Source organism: Herminiimonas sp. CN, from assembly GCF_000622895.1.
In the GTDB taxonomy this organism is placed as follows: domain Bacteria; phylum Pseudomonadota; class Gammaproteobacteria; order Burkholderiales; family Burkholderiaceae_D; genus AVCC01.
This window is the reverse complement of the sequence record NZ_AVCC01000004.1, coordinates 19,328-33,598: the sequence shown is the minus strand read 5'-3', so window position 1 is coordinate 33,598 and position 14,271 is coordinate 19,328. Positions and strand designations below refer to the sequence as shown.

The 14,271-nt window shown below is 62.2% G+C and carries 15 protein-coding genes; 1 reads left to right on the top strand and 14 read right to left on the bottom strand.

Going from position 1 to position 14,271, the window contains the following annotated elements; genetic code table 11:
• Nucleotides 1-10: 10 nt before the first annotated feature.
• The 14 genes from HMCN_RS0101875 to HMCN_RS0101810 all read right to left on the bottom strand — a co-directional run bounded on the left by HMCN_RS0101875 (nucleotide 11) and on the right by HMCN_RS0101810 (nucleotide 13,400).
• A complete protein-coding gene (locus tag HMCN_RS0101875; RefSeq protein ID WP_025915779.1) occupies nucleotides 11-1,261 on the bottom strand; it encodes a multidrug effflux MFS transporter in 1,251 nt (416 codons plus the stop codon).
• A gap of 192 nt (nucleotides 1,262-1,453) precedes the next feature.
• Nucleotides 1,454-2,662 carry a class I SAM-dependent RNA methyltransferase gene (locus HMCN_RS0101870; protein WP_051566686.1) on the bottom strand — a complete coding sequence of 403 codons (1,209 nt, stop codon included), beginning with the start codon at nucleotides 2,660-2,662 and terminating at the stop codon, nucleotides 1,454-1,456.
• A 111-nt stretch (nucleotides 2,663-2,773) separates the two neighbouring features.
• The gene (locus HMCN_RS0101865; RefSeq protein WP_025915777.1) at nucleotides 2,774-3,385 is read right to left on the bottom strand and encodes a 2-hydroxychromene-2-carboxylate isomerase; all 612 of its coding nucleotides are present in this window, start codon (nucleotides 3,383-3,385) and stop codon (nucleotides 2,774-2,776) included.
• An 18-nt stretch (nucleotides 3,386-3,403) separates the two neighbouring features.
• Nucleotides 3,404-3,826, bottom strand: a complete 423-nt coding sequence (locus HMCN_RS0101860; RefSeq protein ID WP_025915776.1) for a CopD family protein — start codon at nucleotides 3,824-3,826, stop codon at nucleotides 3,404-3,406.
• A 232-nt stretch (nucleotides 3,827-4,058) separates the two neighbouring features.
• On the bottom strand, nucleotides 4,059-5,324 hold the full coding sequence (locus tag HMCN_RS0101855) for a glutamate-5-semialdehyde dehydrogenase (protein WP_025915775.1): 1,266 nt from the start codon (nucleotides 5,322-5,324) through the stop codon (nucleotides 4,059-4,061).
• 44 nt (nucleotides 5,325-5,368) lie between these two features.
• Nucleotides 5,369-6,409 (bottom strand): DNA polymerase III subunit delta, encoded by a 1,041-nt coding sequence (gene holA, locus HMCN_RS0101850; RefSeq protein WP_025915774.1) that lies wholly within the window; start codon nucleotides 6,407-6,409, stop codon nucleotides 5,369-5,371.
• A gap of 9 nt (nucleotides 6,410-6,418) precedes the next feature.
• Entirely contained in the window at nucleotides 6,419-6,931 is a 513-nt protein-coding gene (lptE, locus tag HMCN_RS0101845; protein ID WP_025915773.1) for an LPS assembly lipoprotein LptE, read from the bottom strand.
• Between the two features lie 36 nt (nucleotides 6,932-6,967).
• Nucleotides 6,968-9,607, bottom strand: a complete 2,640-nt coding sequence (gene leuS, locus HMCN_RS0101840; RefSeq protein WP_025915772.1) for a leucine--tRNA ligase — start codon at nucleotides 9,605-9,607, stop codon at nucleotides 6,968-6,970.
• Nucleotides 9,608-9,679: 72 nt separating this feature from the next.
• Nucleotides 9,680-10,006, bottom strand: a complete 327-nt coding sequence (locus tag HMCN_RS0101835) for a barstar family protein (RefSeq protein WP_025915771.1) — start codon at nucleotides 10,004-10,006, stop codon at nucleotides 9,680-9,682.
• 104 nt (nucleotides 10,007-10,110) lie between these two features.
• Nucleotides 10,111-10,542 carry a biopolymer transporter ExbD gene (locus HMCN_RS0101830; RefSeq protein WP_025915770.1) on the bottom strand — a complete coding sequence of 144 codons (432 nt, stop codon included), beginning with the start codon at nucleotides 10,540-10,542 and terminating at the stop codon, nucleotides 10,111-10,113.
• Nucleotides 10,543-10,577: 35 nt separating this feature from the next.
• The gene (locus HMCN_RS0101825; protein ID WP_025915769.1) at nucleotides 10,578-11,264 is read right to left on the bottom strand and encodes a MotA/TolQ/ExbB proton channel family protein; all 687 of its coding nucleotides are present in this window, start codon (nucleotides 11,262-11,264) and stop codon (nucleotides 10,578-10,580) included.
• Between the two features lie 30 nt (nucleotides 11,265-11,294).
• Nucleotides 11,295-11,978, bottom strand: a complete 684-nt coding sequence (locus tag HMCN_RS18120) for an energy transducer TonB (protein WP_025915768.1) — start codon at nucleotides 11,976-11,978, stop codon at nucleotides 11,295-11,297.
• Nucleotides 11,979-12,020: 42 nt separating this feature from the next.
• Entirely contained in the window at nucleotides 12,021-12,827 is an 807-nt protein-coding gene (gene dapB, locus HMCN_RS0101815) for a 4-hydroxy-tetrahydrodipicolinate reductase (protein WP_025915767.1), read from the bottom strand.
• A gap of 15 nt (nucleotides 12,828-12,842) precedes the next feature.
• Nucleotides 12,843-13,400 carry an outer membrane protein assembly factor BamE gene (locus HMCN_RS0101810; RefSeq protein ID WP_051566684.1) on the bottom strand — a complete coding sequence of 186 codons (558 nt, stop codon included), beginning with the start codon at nucleotides 13,398-13,400 and terminating at the stop codon, nucleotides 12,843-12,845.
• Nucleotides 13,401-13,623: 223 nt separating this feature from the next.
• Between HMCN_RS0101810 and fur the strand changes: the two genes are divergently transcribed.
• Nucleotides 13,624-14,055, top strand: a complete 432-nt coding sequence (gene fur, locus HMCN_RS0101800) for a ferric iron uptake transcriptional regulator (protein ID WP_025915765.1) — start codon at nucleotides 13,624-13,626, stop codon at nucleotides 14,053-14,055.
• Nucleotides 14,056-14,271 lie beyond the last annotated feature (216 nt).

Here is a 14,271-nt window from a genome sequence, read left to right as displayed (position 1 = left end):
GCGGCCGCTTTCATACATTCAGGCTTGGGTACGCCGACTTGCGGCGATACGTGCGGCCCGCCAGCCAGCAGCCGAGCCCGGCAAGGGCAAAACCGAGCTGGCCGAGCGCCAGCCAGAGTACCGAAATGTCGAGCAGCGGCGCGATCACGCCGGCAACCAAAGCAGCCAGCATGGTTTGGAAGAAGGATTGGCAGGAAGCGACGATGCCGCGAATCTCCGGGAACAGATCCATCACCATCAGAGTGGCGCCGGGAGCGACGATCGACATGCCAAAGGTATAGAACATCAGCGGCGCCACCGACCACGGCAATGCCGGCGGCAAGAACAGATGGTATGCCACGTTGAACAGGCCGGCCCCGACCAGGAATGCGAATCCGACCAGAACCTGCTGCGGGATGGTGATGCGGCCGGCCAGCCGGTTGGCAGTCAGCGCGCCCAGAAAAATCCCCGCCACGGTCGGAATGAATTGCCAGCCAAATTGATGCGTGCCCAGGCCGAGATGGCGGGTAATAAATGCCGGTGCAGCGGCAACATACAGAAACAGACCGGCAAAATTGAAGGCCAGCGTGCCTGCCTTGCAATGAAACAGCGGCGAACGGAAAACTTTGCGGTAGCTATTCGACAGGAAGCGCAGATTGAACGCTTGCCGCCTTTCGGGCGGCAGCGATTCCGGCAAATGGCGGGTGCAATACCACAGCAGCAGCGCAGTGTAGGAGAACATGAATAGGAATATCGCGCGCCAGTCCAGCAACTGGACGATCCAGCCGCCGATCACCGGAGCAATGGCTGGCGCGATCGAGAAAATCATCGTCACCAGCGACAGCAGGCGCTGCGCCGGCGCGCCGGTATACAGGTCGCGGATGATCGCGCGGCCGATCACGATTCCGGCGCCGGACGACATGCCCTGCAGAATGCGGAACGCCCACAGGTATTGAACGCTGTGGGAGGCCGCGCAACCGAGCGAAGCCAGCGCGAACACCGCCAGCGCGCCGAGGATGAGGTTGCGCCGGCCGAAGGCGTCCGACAGCGCGCCATGCCACAGGATCATGACCGCGAACGAGAACATGTAGGCGGTCAGCGTCTGCTGCACCTCGATCGGGCTGGCCCGCAGCGCCGCCTGCATGCTGGGGAAGGCCGGCAGGTAGGTATCGACCGAAAACGGGCCGAGCATGGCCAGCGCGGCCAGCATCAATGCCAGCGCGCCGGTACCCGGCAGCGCGACCCGGAGGGCGCTGGAAGACGGGCTGGTTTCGGATGGCATGGTCGGGATTCCTTCCGGCGGGGCGGCATCGGACGGTTCCCGAGCCGATTGCCCCATTGATGATGTGTGCGGAGGTATAAGTAGATATTGCTGCCATTCTGCACTATTTCATTGGCGCTTCAAAAATACGCTATGCAGTATATTTTCGGGTCAAAAATGCCTGCAAAAAGCGCCGCCTCAAGAAGTTCTGCCTCAATCTTCCCTGGGCTTGGCTTCTTCGCGCCGGTTGAAGCCGGCCACCATGTCGAAGCGGAACAGCCGGCATTCCAGCGCGCCGTTGAAGAACGGCGTCTTGCGCGCTTCCTTCAGGCGCAGCATCTTCGGCAGCGTCAGGTCGGCCGAGAACAGGAACACTTTCCAGCCGGCGAAGCGTTGCTTCAGGGTGGTGCTGAATGCGCTGTAAAAGGCGCGGGTCAGGTCATCGGCTTCGACGCTGCTGTCGCCGCGCACGCCGATCCGTTCGCCGTACGGCGGGTTGGTCAGCAGGATGCCGGGAATCTCGGTCGGCGGCTTGACTTCTTGCGCCTCGATCTGCTTGAGCGGCAGCTCGAACAGGATGCCGGCGCGGCGCAGGTTTTCGCGCGTCATCGCGATCATGTCGCCGGAGATGTCGCTGCCGAAAATGCTCGGCGCGCCCGGCAGCGGCAGCGGCTTGACGCTGCCCTTGATCGCTTGCCAGGCGGCGCTGTCGAAGCCGTGGAACTTCTCGAACGCGAAGCTGCGCCGGGCGCCGGGCGGGATGTCGGCCAGCATTTGCGCGGCTTCGGCCAGGATGGTGCCGGAGCCGCACATCGGGTCGAACAGCGGAATGCCGGGTTTCCAGCCTGTCACCCGCAACAATCCTGCCGCCAGGTTTTCGCGCAGCGGCGCGTCGCCGGTGTCGAGCCGCCAGCCGCGCTTGAACAGCGCTTCGCCGGAAGTGTCCAGATACAGCGTGAAATGGCGCGCATCGAGGAAGCCGACGATGCGGATGTCCGGGCTGTGGGTGTCGACCGACGGCCGCTTGCCGAACTGGTCGCGGAAACGGTCGCAAATCGCATCCTTGATCTTCAGCGTGGTGAATTCGAGGCTCTTCAGCGGCGACTTGATCGCGGTGACATCGACCCGGATCGTGTGGTCGACGCTGAACCAGTCTTCCCATTCCTGCGCCAGCGTCAGGTCGTAGATATGGTTTTCATTCAGGTAGCTGATGTGCGCCATGCGCATCAGCACGCGCGAGGCGATGCGCGAATGCAGGTTGATCCGGTAGGCGTCGGTCAGCTCGCCCGAGCAATGGACGCCGCCGGGCACCTGGTTGTGGACTTTCAGCGTCGGCGTGTATTGCTGAGCGATTTCCAGCAGTTCTTCGGCCAGTGCTGCTTCCAGGCCGCGCGGGCAAGGACAAAAATAGGAATGTGCCATGGGGGAACCCTTTATCCGTTATGTTGCAAAATTATTCGGGCGCAGCGCCAACCCCGATGGCTGGCGCTGCGTTGTGATGCAGTGATGATAGGAAGTTGCGGCGTGCGTTGCCTATTTCAATAATGCCCGCTCGACGAAATCCAGCCGGTCCTGGCCCCAGAAGCCTTCGCCGTCGACCACATACCAGGGCGAGCCGAAGACATTGGCGGCCAGCGCGTCGTCGGTGTAACGGTCATACTGGCTCTGCACCGCGCCGGTTTCGGCGGTTTTCAGCAGCATCCTGCCGTCCAACTCGCAACCCTTGCAGTCATTGGCCAGTGCCGCCAGCGTGTCGGCATCGGCGATGTTTTTTTCTTCCGCCCACAGTGCGCGCATGACCGCGCCGGTCAACGCCATTGCCGCCGCATTGCCGTGCGCCAGTTGGGTGGCGACGATCAGTCTGGCGGCCGCATCGCCGGACACCGGAAAGAACTGCGGCTGCAGATTCAGCGGCAGTTGCAGATAATCGCTCCAGCGCTGCAACTCGAGCAGCCGGTAAGCCTGCCGCTGCGGCGCCCGCTTTGCCAGCGGCAGCCCGCCGGAGAGGGAAAACACCTTGCCGAGATCGCACGGCTTGACCTCGATGTGCGCGCCGTGCCGTTCTGCCAGCGCCGCCAGCCGCGCATGGCCCAGATAAGCCCACGGCGATTGCGGCGCGAAATAGTATTCACAGGTTTTTGTCATGACGGGTTCGACTCAAGCTTAAAACGGTTTCACAACGACCAGCACGACCGCCGCCAGCAAGGCGAGCACCGGGATTTCATTGAACCAGCGGAACCAGGTGTGGCTGCGCGTGTTGCGCCCCAGCTCGAACTTCTTCAGCATCAGGCCGCACGCATGGTGGTAGCCCAGCATCAGCAGCACCACGACCAGCTTGGCATGCAGCCAGCCATTGCCAGGGCCCTTGCCGATGCCGTAACCGAGCCACAGCCACAGGCCGAAAGCCACTGCCGGAATGGCCAGAACGGTCATGAAACGGTACAGCTTGCGCGCCATCATGAGCAGGCGGGTGGTCGCAACCGGCTCGCTTTCCATCGCCAGGTTGACGAAGATGCGCGGCAGATAGAACAGGCCGGCGAACCAGGAGGCGACGAAGACGATGTGCAGCGATTTGATCCAGAGCATGCGGTTTCTTTCTGATAGCTATTTTATTGGCGCACTTCGCCGTGGTGGAGCGGGGGTTTCGCGGGGCATTGCCCCGCGCCTGCGCAACGGTGTTGCCTTGCAAGGCAACACTCCGTCTGCATGGCAAATTTATTCACGAATTTCCCCATGGTGGAGCAGGGATTTCGCGGAACATGTTCCGCGCCTGCGTAACGGTGCCGCCTCGCAAGGTGGCACTCCGTCTGCATGGCACTTATTCACGAATTTCCCCATGCCCGAGCACGATGTATTTCAGCGAGGTCAGGCCTTCCAGCCCGACCGGGCCGCGCGCGTGCAGCTTGTCGTTCGAGATGCCGATTTCGGCTCCCAGCCCGTATTCGAAGCCGTCGGCGAAGCGGGTCGAGGCATTCACCATCACCGAAGCCGAATCGACTTCGCGCAGAAAGCGCAGCGCGCGCGAATAGTCTTCGGTAATGATGGCGTCGGTATGCCTGGAGGAGTAGGTGTTGATGTGGTCGATCGCCTGCTCGATGTCGCCGACGATTTTCACCGCCAGGATCGGCGCCAGGTATTCGGTCTGCCAGTCTTCCTCGGTGGCGGCGGCCAGGTGCGGGTAGCCGGCCAGAATGATCTGCGCTTCGGCATCGGCGCGCAATTCGACCTGCTTGCCGGCGAACAGCGCGGCCAGTTGCGGTAGCGCTTCGGCGGCGACGCTGCGCGCCACCAGCAGGGTTTCCATCGTGTTGCAGGTGCCGTAGCGGTGGCATTTGGCGTTGAAGGCAACCGCTGCCGCCTTGGCCAGATCGGCACGGTCGTCGATGTAGACGTGGCAGATGCCGTCCAGATGCTTGATCATCGGCACCCGGGATTCGCGCATCAGGCGCTCGATCAGGCCCTTGCCGCCGCGCGGCACGATCACGTCCACATATTCCGGCATGGTGATCAGTTCGCCCACTGCGGCGCGGTCGGTGGTTTCGACGATCTGCACCGCGTCCTGCGGCAGCCCGGCGGCGGCCAGCCCTTCCTGGACGATTTTTGCCAGCGCCTGGTTGCAGTGGATCGCTTCCGAGCCGCCGCGCAGGATGGTCGCATTGCCGCTCTTGATGCACAGGCCGGCCGCGTCCACCGTGACGTTCGGGCGCGCCTCGTAAATGATGCCGATCACGCCCAGCGGCACCCGCATCTGGCCGACCTGGATTCCGCTCGGGCGGTATTTCAGGTTCGAGATTTCGCCGATCGGGTCGGACAGCGCGGCGATCTGCTCCAGCCCTGCGGCCATGGTCGCAATCGCCTTGTCAGACAAGCTCAGGCGGTCGAGCATCGCATCGGTCAGGCCGCTGGTGCGCGCCGCCGCCATATCCTGTTCGTTGGCGACGCGCAGCAACGCCGCATCGCGCCGGATCGCGCCGGCGATCGTCAGCAGCACCTGATTCTTGGCGGCAGTGTCGGCTTTCGCCATCGCGCGGGAAGCGCTCCGGGCCTTCTGGCCGAGGTCGTGCATGTAGTGTTTGATGTCCATGGTTTCTTCTTTTGATGCGGGTGTTGTTTCGATGCGTTTTGTCGTTAATGGCCGCGCGCCACTTTCAAGCCCAGTTGCAGCAGCGCATCCCAGGCGTCGCCGCAAAAGGCCGGGGCGCGCAAGCCCTTGATCATCTTATCGACTTGCGCCGCTTCCTGCAGAGCGGCCTGCAGCGTTTTCAGCGACAGCCGGCGCAGCGCCGGTTGCATCAGTTTTTCGCGCGGGCCCCAGATCCGGTATTCCTTGAGCAGCTGGCCCAGTGCACGGCCTTGTTCGATGCCCGACTGCAGCTTGAGCAGCGTGCGGATTTCTTCGCTGACGGCCCACAATACCAGCGGCAGCGCCTCGCCTTCGCCTTTCAGGCCTTCCACCATGCGCACCAGGCGCGTCACGTCGCCGCCCAGCATCGCTTCGTTGAGCTTGAACACGTCATAGCGCGCCACATTCAATACCGCATCCTGGATTTGCTCGAAACTCAGTTTGCCCGGCGGATGCAGCAGGCCGAGTTTCTGGATTTCCTGGTGGGCGGCCAGCAGATTGCCTTCCACCCGGTCGGCGATGAAGTCCACGCTGTGGCGCTCGGCGCTCTGCTGTTGCGCCGCCAGCCGGACGCCGATCCAGGCCGGCAGTTGCGCGCGCTCGACCAAGGGGATGTCGAGATACACGGCGGCTTGCTGCAGGGCGCTGACCCAGGCCGCTTTTTGGGTGGCCCAGTCGAGCTTCGGCAGCGTGATGAGGGTGACGCTATCGCTGCCCTTGCCGCCGGCCTGCCCGCCCATGGCAGCAGCATACTGCTGCAGCGCTTGGCCGCCGTCCTTGCCCGGCTTGCCGGTCGGAATCCGCAACTCGATCAGTTTCCGGTCGCCGAACAGCGATTGCGACTGGCTGGCGGCCAGCAGTTCGCCCCACTTGAAGCTGCGTTCCACCGTCAGCACTTCGCGTTCCGAGAAGCCCTGGGCGCGCGCCGTCTTGCGGATCTTGTCTGCCGCTTCCAGCGCTAGCAAGTGCTCGTCGCTGCTGATTACGTACAGCGGCGCCAGCGGTTTGGCCAAATGGGCATCCAGTGCATCGGATCGCAGCTGCATCGGCGCCCCCTACTGCGGGCGGATGGCGGACATGCGGCGCAGGATTTGCTGCACCAGATCGTTCTGCATGTCGCGGTACAGCATCGCCTCTTCGCCTTCCTTGGCCAGCGTTTGCGTGTCGTCGTAGTTCATGTCGCGCGTCAGCCGGATCTCGGTCGGCGCCAGCAGCTCATTATTCTTGCCGTCCCTGACGCGGAACCTGAAGGCGTAAGCCAGCGTGTATTCGCGTACCCGACCCTGGTTGTTGAGCGACAGCACGGATTTTTCGCGCGTTTCCGACAGCACGTCCAGGATGCCCTCCGCATCCCTGGCATCGGTCACGATGACGGTGCTGCCGGCACCGCGGATATTGCGCTTGAGCGAGTTACCCAAGGTCGAGGTGTCGGCAAAGCCGAGATATATCGTCTTGAAAGGCAATGCCATGTCGGCCGCGCCGCGCAAATGGAAGCCGCAGGCGGACAGCAATGCGGCCAGCAGCAGGCCGAGAATGTACTTCAGTAATGCAGGACGGCCTGACGTCATGAGCAATTCCGGTTGGTGTTGAAGTTATGCAATAGCTTAGGCAACAATGTTGACCAGCTTGCCCGGCACCACGATGATTTTTTTCGGCGCGCCTTCAAGGTAGCGCTGGACATTTTCATTGGCCAGTGCGGCGGTTTCAATGGTCGCCTTGTCGGCATCCTTGGCCACCGTAATGCTGCCGCGCAGCTTGCCGTTGACCTGGATCATCAGCTCGATTTCGGCCTGTTCCAGCGCGGCCGGATCGACCTGCGGCCAGGCCGCATTCAGGATGTCGCCATGCGCACCGGCAAAGCCGAGCTCCTGCCACAGCGTGTGGGTGATGTGCGGCGCGACCGGGTACAGCACGCGCAGGAAGATCGACAAGCCCTCGGCGACGACCGCGCTGGACGCAGCGCTGTCGGTCAGCCTGGCGGCTTCCAGCGTATTCAGCATTTTCATGCAGGCCGAGACCACGGTGTTGTACTGGATGCGCTTGAGGTCGTGATCGGCCTGCTGCAAGATCTTGTGGATTTCGCGCCGCAGTGTTTTTTGCGCGTTGTCCAGGCTGGCGTTGTCTACAGCGCCGGCAGCCGCGACACGGCCCGCTTGCGCATAGGCGAAAGCCCACACCCGGCGCAGGAAGCGGTTGGCGCCTTCGACCCCGGTGCCCGACCATTCCAGCGTCTGCTCCGGCGGCGCGGCGAACATCGTAAACAGGCGCGCGGTATCGGCGCCGTACTGGTCGATCTGGGCTTGCGGATCGATGCCGTTGTTTTTCGACTTCGACATCTTCTCGGTGCCGCCGATGGCGACCGGCTGACCGTCGGATTGCAGTTTGGCGGCCAGCGGGCGGCCTTTCTCGTCCAGTTCCAGCGCGATGTCCGCCGGGTTGTACCAGGTCTTCTTGCCGCTTTCTTCTTCGCGGTAATAGGTTTCATTGAGCACCATGCCCTGCGTGAGCAGGTTGACGAACGGTTCGTCGAACTTGACCAGGCCGAAGTCGCGCATCACCTTGGTCCAGAAGCGCGCGTACAGCAGATGCATCACCGCATGCTCGATGCCGCCGATGTACTGGTCCATCGGCATCCAGTAATCGTTGCGGGCGTCGACCATCGCGTTGCCCGAGCCCGGCGAGGTGTACTTCATGTAATACCAGGACGAATCGACGAAGGTATCCATGGTGTCGGTTTCGCGCCGCGCCGGCTTGCCGCATTGCGGGCAATCGACGTGCAGGAATTGCTCGTGCTTGTTGAGCGGGTTGCCGCTGCCGTCCGGCACGCAGTCTTCCGGCAACACCACCGGCAGGTCCTGTTCCGGCACCGGCACCGCGCCGCAGTCGGCGCAGTGGATGATCGGGATCGGCGTGCCCCAGTAGCGCTGGCGCGAGATGCCCCAGTCGCGCAGCCGGTAGGTGATTTTCTTTTCGCCCAAGGCCAGCGCGGCCAGGGCGGCGGCGATCGCATCGACTGCGTCCTGATACTTCAAGCCGTCGTATTTGCCGGAATCGATGCAGTGGCCGGCTTCCTTGTCGCCGTACCAGTCGTGCCAGGCCTCGTCCGAGAAGGTCTTGCCGTCGACCGCAATGACTTGCCGGATCGGCAGCAGGTATTTTTTGGCAAACGCGAAATCGCGTTCGTCGTGCGCCGGCACCCCCATCACCGCGCCGTCGCCGTAGGTGATCAGCACGTAATTGCCGACCCAGACCTCAATCAGCTTGCCGGTCAACGGATGCTTGACTTGCAAGCCGGTCGGCATGCCTTTCTTTTCCATCGTCGCCATGTCGGCCTCGGCCACGCCGCCGAGCTTGCATTCGGCGATGAATTCGGCCAGTTCCGGGTTGCTGGCCGCGGCAAAGGCGGCCAGCGCGTGTTCCGGCGCTACTGCGCAGAAAGTCACGCCCTTGATGGTGTCGGCGCGGGTGGTAAACACCCACAGCTTGCCGTCCTGGATCAGCTTGCCGTCGGCGTCTTGGATCTCATGCGGGAAGGCGAAGCGCACGCCGGTCGATTTGCCGATCCAGTTGGCCTGCATCAGGCGCACCCGCTCCGGCCAGCCGGGCAGCTTGTGGTCGACGTATTCCAGCAGTTCCTCCGCATACGCGGTGATCTTCGCGTAGTACATCGGAATTTCGCGTTTTTCGATCAGCGCGCCGGAACGCCAGCCGCGGCCGTCGACCACCTGCTCGTTGGCCAGCACGGTCTGGTCGACCGGGTCCCAGTTCACGGTGCCGGTTTTCTGGTAGATGATGCCTTTTTCCAGCATCTTCAGGAACATCCACTGGTTCCATTTGTAGTATTCGGGCGTGCAGGCGGTCATTTCGCGCGACCAGTCGATCGCCAGTCCCATCGATTCCATCTGCTCTCTCATGTGGGCGATGTTGGCGTAGGTCCATTGCGCCGGCGGCACGTTGTTGGCCATCGCGGCGTTTTCGGCCGGCATGCCGAACGCATCCCAGCCCATCGGCATCAGCACGTTGTAGCCGTTCATGCGCAGATAGCGGTACATCACGTCATTGATCGTGTAGTTGCGCACATGGCCCATGTGCAGCTTGCCGGACGGGTAGGGCAGCATCGAGCAGGCGTAATACTTGCCTTTCGGGAAGCGCGGGTCGTGTTCGACCGCTTTGTAGGCGTCGATCGCCTTCCAGTGGGATTGGGCGGCTTGTTCGACCTCGGCGGGGCTGTATTTTTCTTGCATGACGGGAGCGGGCTTGAAGTGGCTGTGAGCCGTGCATTATACCGGTTCAATCCCGCGCAATAGCGTCGGCGCTCAGAGCAGGATCAGTTCCAGCGCCGGTTTTTCGCCGTAATCGGCGTAGCGGTCGTTGATCGCTTCGATGCAGAACGCCAGATCGTCGAGAATCTCAGGCGCCTGCGCGCGCATGTGCTCGGCCTGCTGCACTTCGATGCGCAGCACTTCGTCCGGTTTCAGGCGGAAGGTCGACATGCCGTCATCGTCGCGCAGGTAGCTCAGGCAATCGACCCAGGCGTTCATGTTGCGGCCGTAAAATTCGGGAAAGCCGAACAGGCGCTGGCTTTCGTCGTGGAAAGCATCCCAACTGGTGATGGCTTCGCCGTTCAGGCGGACTGTGGGCATCGCGTCATCTCCTTCTGCCGATAGTATTTAATGGAGTATGTCAACAAATCTTGCGTTTATCACGCAATTTCATTGCGTGCTTTAAAAATACATTATCCAGTATGTTATTTCGCCGATGCTGCCGCCTTGGTATCGGTGACGAAGCCGAGCTTGGACAGGCCGTTGCCTTGCGCTGCCGCCATGACCTGGGCGATGACTTCGTAGCGGGTTTCCTTGTCGGCGCGCAGCTGCAGCTCTGGCTGCGGCTGCTTTTGTGCTGCAGCGGCAAACTTGGCCGGCAGCGCATCCTGCGCGATGGCGTCGTTGTTCCAGAAAATGGCGCCGCCGGCATCGATCGACAGCGAAATCGTTTCCGGTTTTTCGGGCGCCGCCGCCGACTGCGCGCTCGGCAGGTCGAGCTTGATCGCATGGGTAAACAGCGGCGCCGAGAGGATGAAAATCACCAGCAGCACCAGCATCACGTCCACCATCGGCGTGACATTGATTTCTGCCATCGGGGCCTGGTGCCGGTTGTCGTTGAATCCGCCGAAAGACATGGTGTGCTCCAGAGTGAGAGGTGCCAAATGGCGTTTTATTTGCCGACGCGGGCGCCGGTGGTCAGGTAGGCGTGCAGGTCATGGGCAAACGCGTCGAGTTCGGCCAGCGTGAGCCGGTTGACGCGGGTGAATGCGTTATATGCCAGCACCGCCGGAATCGCCACCACCAGCCCGAGCGCGGTCATGATCAGCGCTTCGCCGACCGGCCCGGCAATCTTGTCGATCTGGATGGTGCCGGCCGCCGATACCGCGATCAGCGCATGGTAAATCCCCCACACGGTGCCGAACAGGCCGATGAAAGGGGCGGTGGAGCCGACCGAGGCCAGCAGGGTCAGGCCGTTTTCCAGCCGCGAGGAAACCCGGTTGATTTCCTGGCGCAAGGTGCGGGTGATCAGTTCGCCCGGGTCGGTGGCGGTATTGAGCGAGGCGGCGGTATCGGCCTGCTGGTGCAGATTGGCGGCCTCGGCGCTTTGGGTGACCAGCGGAATGAAGATGTTTTCCGTGTCCTGCTGGCGCACCACGTTGATGGCGTCGGGCAGCGTCGGCGCTTTCCAGAAGCCTTCCAGCGCCACGGCCGCCTTGCGGATGCGCCATGCGCTCCACGCCTTGGACAGGATGAAATACCAGCTGCTAATCGACATCAGCAGCAATGCGTAGGCGGCCGCATGGCTGACGGCGTCGCCTTGCGACCAGTAGTGGGCAAGTCCGAGGGTTTGATTCATGGCGGAGTAGGGTGATTGGATCAGGAAAGGTTAATCCTGCAGTGTATACGGAATGGAAATCTGATACCACTCGGAAACCGCCTTTCCATCCTGGGTAGCGGCAACGAAGCGCCAGTTGCGCACTGCCGTCAGTGCGGATTGATCGAGCAGCGCATGGCCGCTGGATGTAACGATTTGCACATCGCCGGCGCTGCCGTCGGCCGTGACCAGTACCTGCAGCACGGCGGTGCCTTGCTCGTTGAAGCGGCGCGACATCAGCGGGTATTCCGGCTTGCGATTGTGGGCTGCATAGGCGGCAGGGATGGCAACGCCGGTTTTTGCGGTAGCCGCCGTTGCCTCCGGCGCGCGGCTCGGGACGGCGGGGTCGGGCTGCGCGACCGGCTGCTGCGGCGCGGCAGCCGGCGTGCTTGGCGGCGTTGCGGGCGGCAGGTTCGATGCCGGCGCAGCCGGCTTGCGAGCGGGGGCAAGCCGCCGGGGCTGCGGTTTTTGCGGCCGGACCGGCGGTGGCAGCGCGTGGCTGCCGGCATGCGGCGGTGCCGCCGGCGTGCTGACGGTCGCGCTATGCAGCGCGACGATCAGCACCGGATCAGGCCGGTGGGATTGGAACAACGGCGCCAGCCAGACTGCCGCCGAGGCGATCAGCGCCAGATGCAGGGCGCTGGCGCCCAGCAGCGCGACCGCCGCGCTGCGCTGTGGATTCCGGCGAGCAGTCATCTGGAGTCAGCGGCCGCACCGGCCTGCGAATATACGTCCGGCCTAGCGCAGGCCGAGCACGTCCTGCATGTCGTACAGGCCGTTCGGCTTGTCGGCCAGAAAGCGCGCGGCCCGCAACGATCCGTGCGCATACGTCACGCGGCTGGACGATTTGTGGCTGATTTCGATGCGCTCGCCGATGCCGGCAAACAGCACCGTATGGTCGCCGACGATGTCGCCGCCGCGAATGGTGGCAAAGCCGATCGAGGATGGATCGCGCGGGCCGGTGATGCCTTCGCGCGCATACACCGCGCATTCATCCAGGTTGCGCCCGAGCGCGTCGGCAATGACTTCGCCCATTTTCAGCGCGGTGCCGGACGGTGCATCGACCTTGTGGCGGTGATGCGCTTCGATGATTTCGATGTCATAGCCTTCGGCAAAGCTTTTGGCCGCCATTTCGAGCAGCTTCAGCGTCACATTGACGCCGATGCTCATGTTGGGAGCGCACATGATCGCGGTTTTTTTTGCGGCTGCAGCAATCGCTGCCTTGCCGGCCTCATCGAAGCCGGTGGTGCCGATGATCATCTTGATGCCGTGCGCGGCGCAATATTCGAGATGCTTGAGGGTGCCTTCCGGGCGGGTGAAGTCGATCAGGTATTCGGCCCCGGCCAGGCCGCTGGCCAGATCGGATTCGATCAGCACGCCTTGGGCAGCGCCCAGAAAGGCGCCGGCATCGGTGCCGATCGAGGGCGCCTGCGCGATGTCGAGCGCGCCCGCCAGAATGGCGTCGTCGGCGTTATGGATGGCTTCGATCAGCATCCGGCCCATGCGGCCGGATGCGCCGGCGACGGCGATTTTCATTGGATTCATGCGGTTTATCGATAATTATTTGATGGCAGCGGCTGCCGGGGCTGTTGTGTCGTCCGGCGCGCCGCCGGCTATGCGCGAGATGTAGTCCTGTTCGGTCGGCAAGTCGCCGCCCTCAAAGCGTTCCAGCAGATCATCCTTGAAGTACACGGCGACGCGGCTGGCGGTGATTTCGCCGTTGCCTTTCTGAATCTGAAACGGGTAATGCCAGCGGTCGGCGTGGAAAATATCGCTGAGCATCGGTGTGCCGAGCACGAAGCGGACCTGATCGCGCGTCATGCCTTCCCTGAGCTGGGATATCATTTCCCTCGATACGAAATTACCCTGCTGAATGTCGATCTTGTAAGGGGAAAAAACACCCAGTACACGGCGGATGCCGGTCGGGCCGCTGGTCTGGGTCCCGGTGGCGGCATCGGGCGCTGCCGCAGAAGCGGCTTTGACCGGAGTTGCGGCCGTGGTCTTGGCCAGGGGCGCATCGTCCATCAGCGGGTTCTTGGTGGCGCATCCGGCCAGAGCCAGGCACAGGCCGGCAATCAGCAGGACGGCACGGGAAGAGGGGGAGTGCAGCAATCGCATAAGGTATCTCGATTCAATGGCGCTAAAGCGCACTATGATAAAACAGAACTGCCCGAATCTTATTCCATTTCCAAATCAGCCGTACACTTTGTCCGTTTCGCCTGCTTGTGCCTTTGCGATCAAGAAAGAAAAATTTCCCGCAACGGGCAAGAAGCGGGCAATAAGCGCAGCGGATATGTGGATGCATGCATTGCCAGTCCGCGCTATGATTTCGCCCATGAACATGATCCATAACCCCAACGACTTAAAAGCCAGCGGCCTGAAGGCCACCTTACCGCGCCTGAAGATTCTCGATATTTTCCAGAACAGCGCGGTGCGCCACCTGACGGCCGAAGATGTGTACAAGATATTACTGGCTGAAAATATGGATGTCGGTCTGGCTACCGTGTATCGGGTACTGACGCAATTCGAGCAGGCCGGTTTGCTCAACCGCAACTATTTCGAGACGGGCAAGGCGATCTTCGAACTCAATGAGGGCGCGCATCACGATCACCTGGTCTGCCTCGACTGCGGCCGGGTGGAAGAGTTCTACGATGAAGAAATCGAGAAGCGCCAGAAAAAAATCGCGGCCGATCGCGGTTTTCACATCTCCGAGCATGCGCTGGCGCTGTACGGCAATTGCATCAAGACCGATTGTCCGTACCGCACTAAATAGCGCACCGGGTTAATGGCTGGACCGATGTTTGCATGCTCCCGGCGCATGCGCACAATATGCCCGCAATACACCCAAAAGGCGGATATATAAAACTGGCAGTATATTTATCATGCGCAACAAGTATGTGCGGTGGATGCCATGAAAATGGCAATACTCCTTGTTTTTACGAAATCATCCGGAGCGCCGGGCCGGCTCCTGCCTGGCGTGGACAAGTAC

Excerpts from the sequence above, each read along its gene's own strand:
- HMCN_RS18120 (WP_025915768.1), bottom strand. The coding sequence starts at position 11,978 with ATGACTGCTCGCCGGAATCCACAGCGCAGCGCGGCGGTCGCGCTGCTG.
- fur (WP_025915765.1), top strand. The coding sequence starts at position 13,624 with ATGATCCATAACCCCAACGACTTAAAAGCCAGCGGCCTGAAGGCCACC.
- HMCN_RS0101810 (WP_051566684.1), bottom strand. The coding sequence starts at position 13,400 with ATGCGATTGCTGCACTCCCCCTCTTCCCGTGCCGTCCTGCTGATTGCC.
- HMCN_RS0101855 (WP_025915775.1), bottom strand. The coding sequence starts at position 5,324 with ATGGACATCAAACACTACATGCACGACCTCGGCCAGAAGGCCCGGAGC.
- HMCN_RS0101870 (WP_051566686.1), bottom strand. The coding sequence starts at position 2,662 with ATGGCACATTCCTATTTTTGTCCTTGCCCGCGCGGCCTGGAAGCAGCA.
- dapB (WP_025915767.1), bottom strand. The coding sequence starts at position 12,827 with ATGAATCCAATGAAAATCGCCGTCGCCGGCGCATCCGGCCGCATGGGC.
- HMCN_RS0101860 (WP_025915776.1), bottom strand. The coding sequence starts at position 3,826 with ATGCTCTGGATCAAATCGCTGCACATCGTCTTCGTCGCCTCCTGGTTC.
- HMCN_RS0101865 (WP_025915777.1), bottom strand. The coding sequence starts at position 3,385 with ATGACAAAAACCTGTGAATACTATTTCGCGCCGCAATCGCCGTGGGCT.
- HMCN_RS0101875 (WP_025915779.1), bottom strand. The coding sequence starts at position 1,261 with ATGCCATCCGAAACCAGCCCGTCTTCCAGCGCCCTCCGGGTCGCGCTG.
- leuS (WP_025915772.1), bottom strand. The coding sequence starts at position 9,607 with ATGCAAGAAAAATACAGCCCCGCCGAGGTCGAACAAGCCGCCCAATCC.
- HMCN_RS0101830 (WP_025915770.1), bottom strand. The coding sequence starts at position 10,542 with ATGTCTTTCGGCGGATTCAACGACAACCGGCACCAGGCCCCGATGGCA.
- HMCN_RS0101825 (WP_025915769.1), bottom strand. The coding sequence starts at position 11,264 with ATGAATCAAACCCTCGGACTTGCCCACTACTGGTCGCAAGGCGACGCC.
- holA (WP_025915774.1), bottom strand. The coding sequence starts at position 6,409 with ATGCAGCTGCGATCCGATGCACTGGATGCCCATTTGGCCAAACCGCTG.
- lptE (WP_025915773.1), bottom strand. The coding sequence starts at position 6,931 with ATGACGTCAGGCCGTCCTGCATTACTGAAGTACATTCTCGGCCTGCTG.
- HMCN_RS0101835 (WP_025915771.1), bottom strand. The coding sequence starts at position 10,006 with ATGCCCACAGTCCGCCTGAACGGCGAAGCCATCACCAGTTGGGATGCT.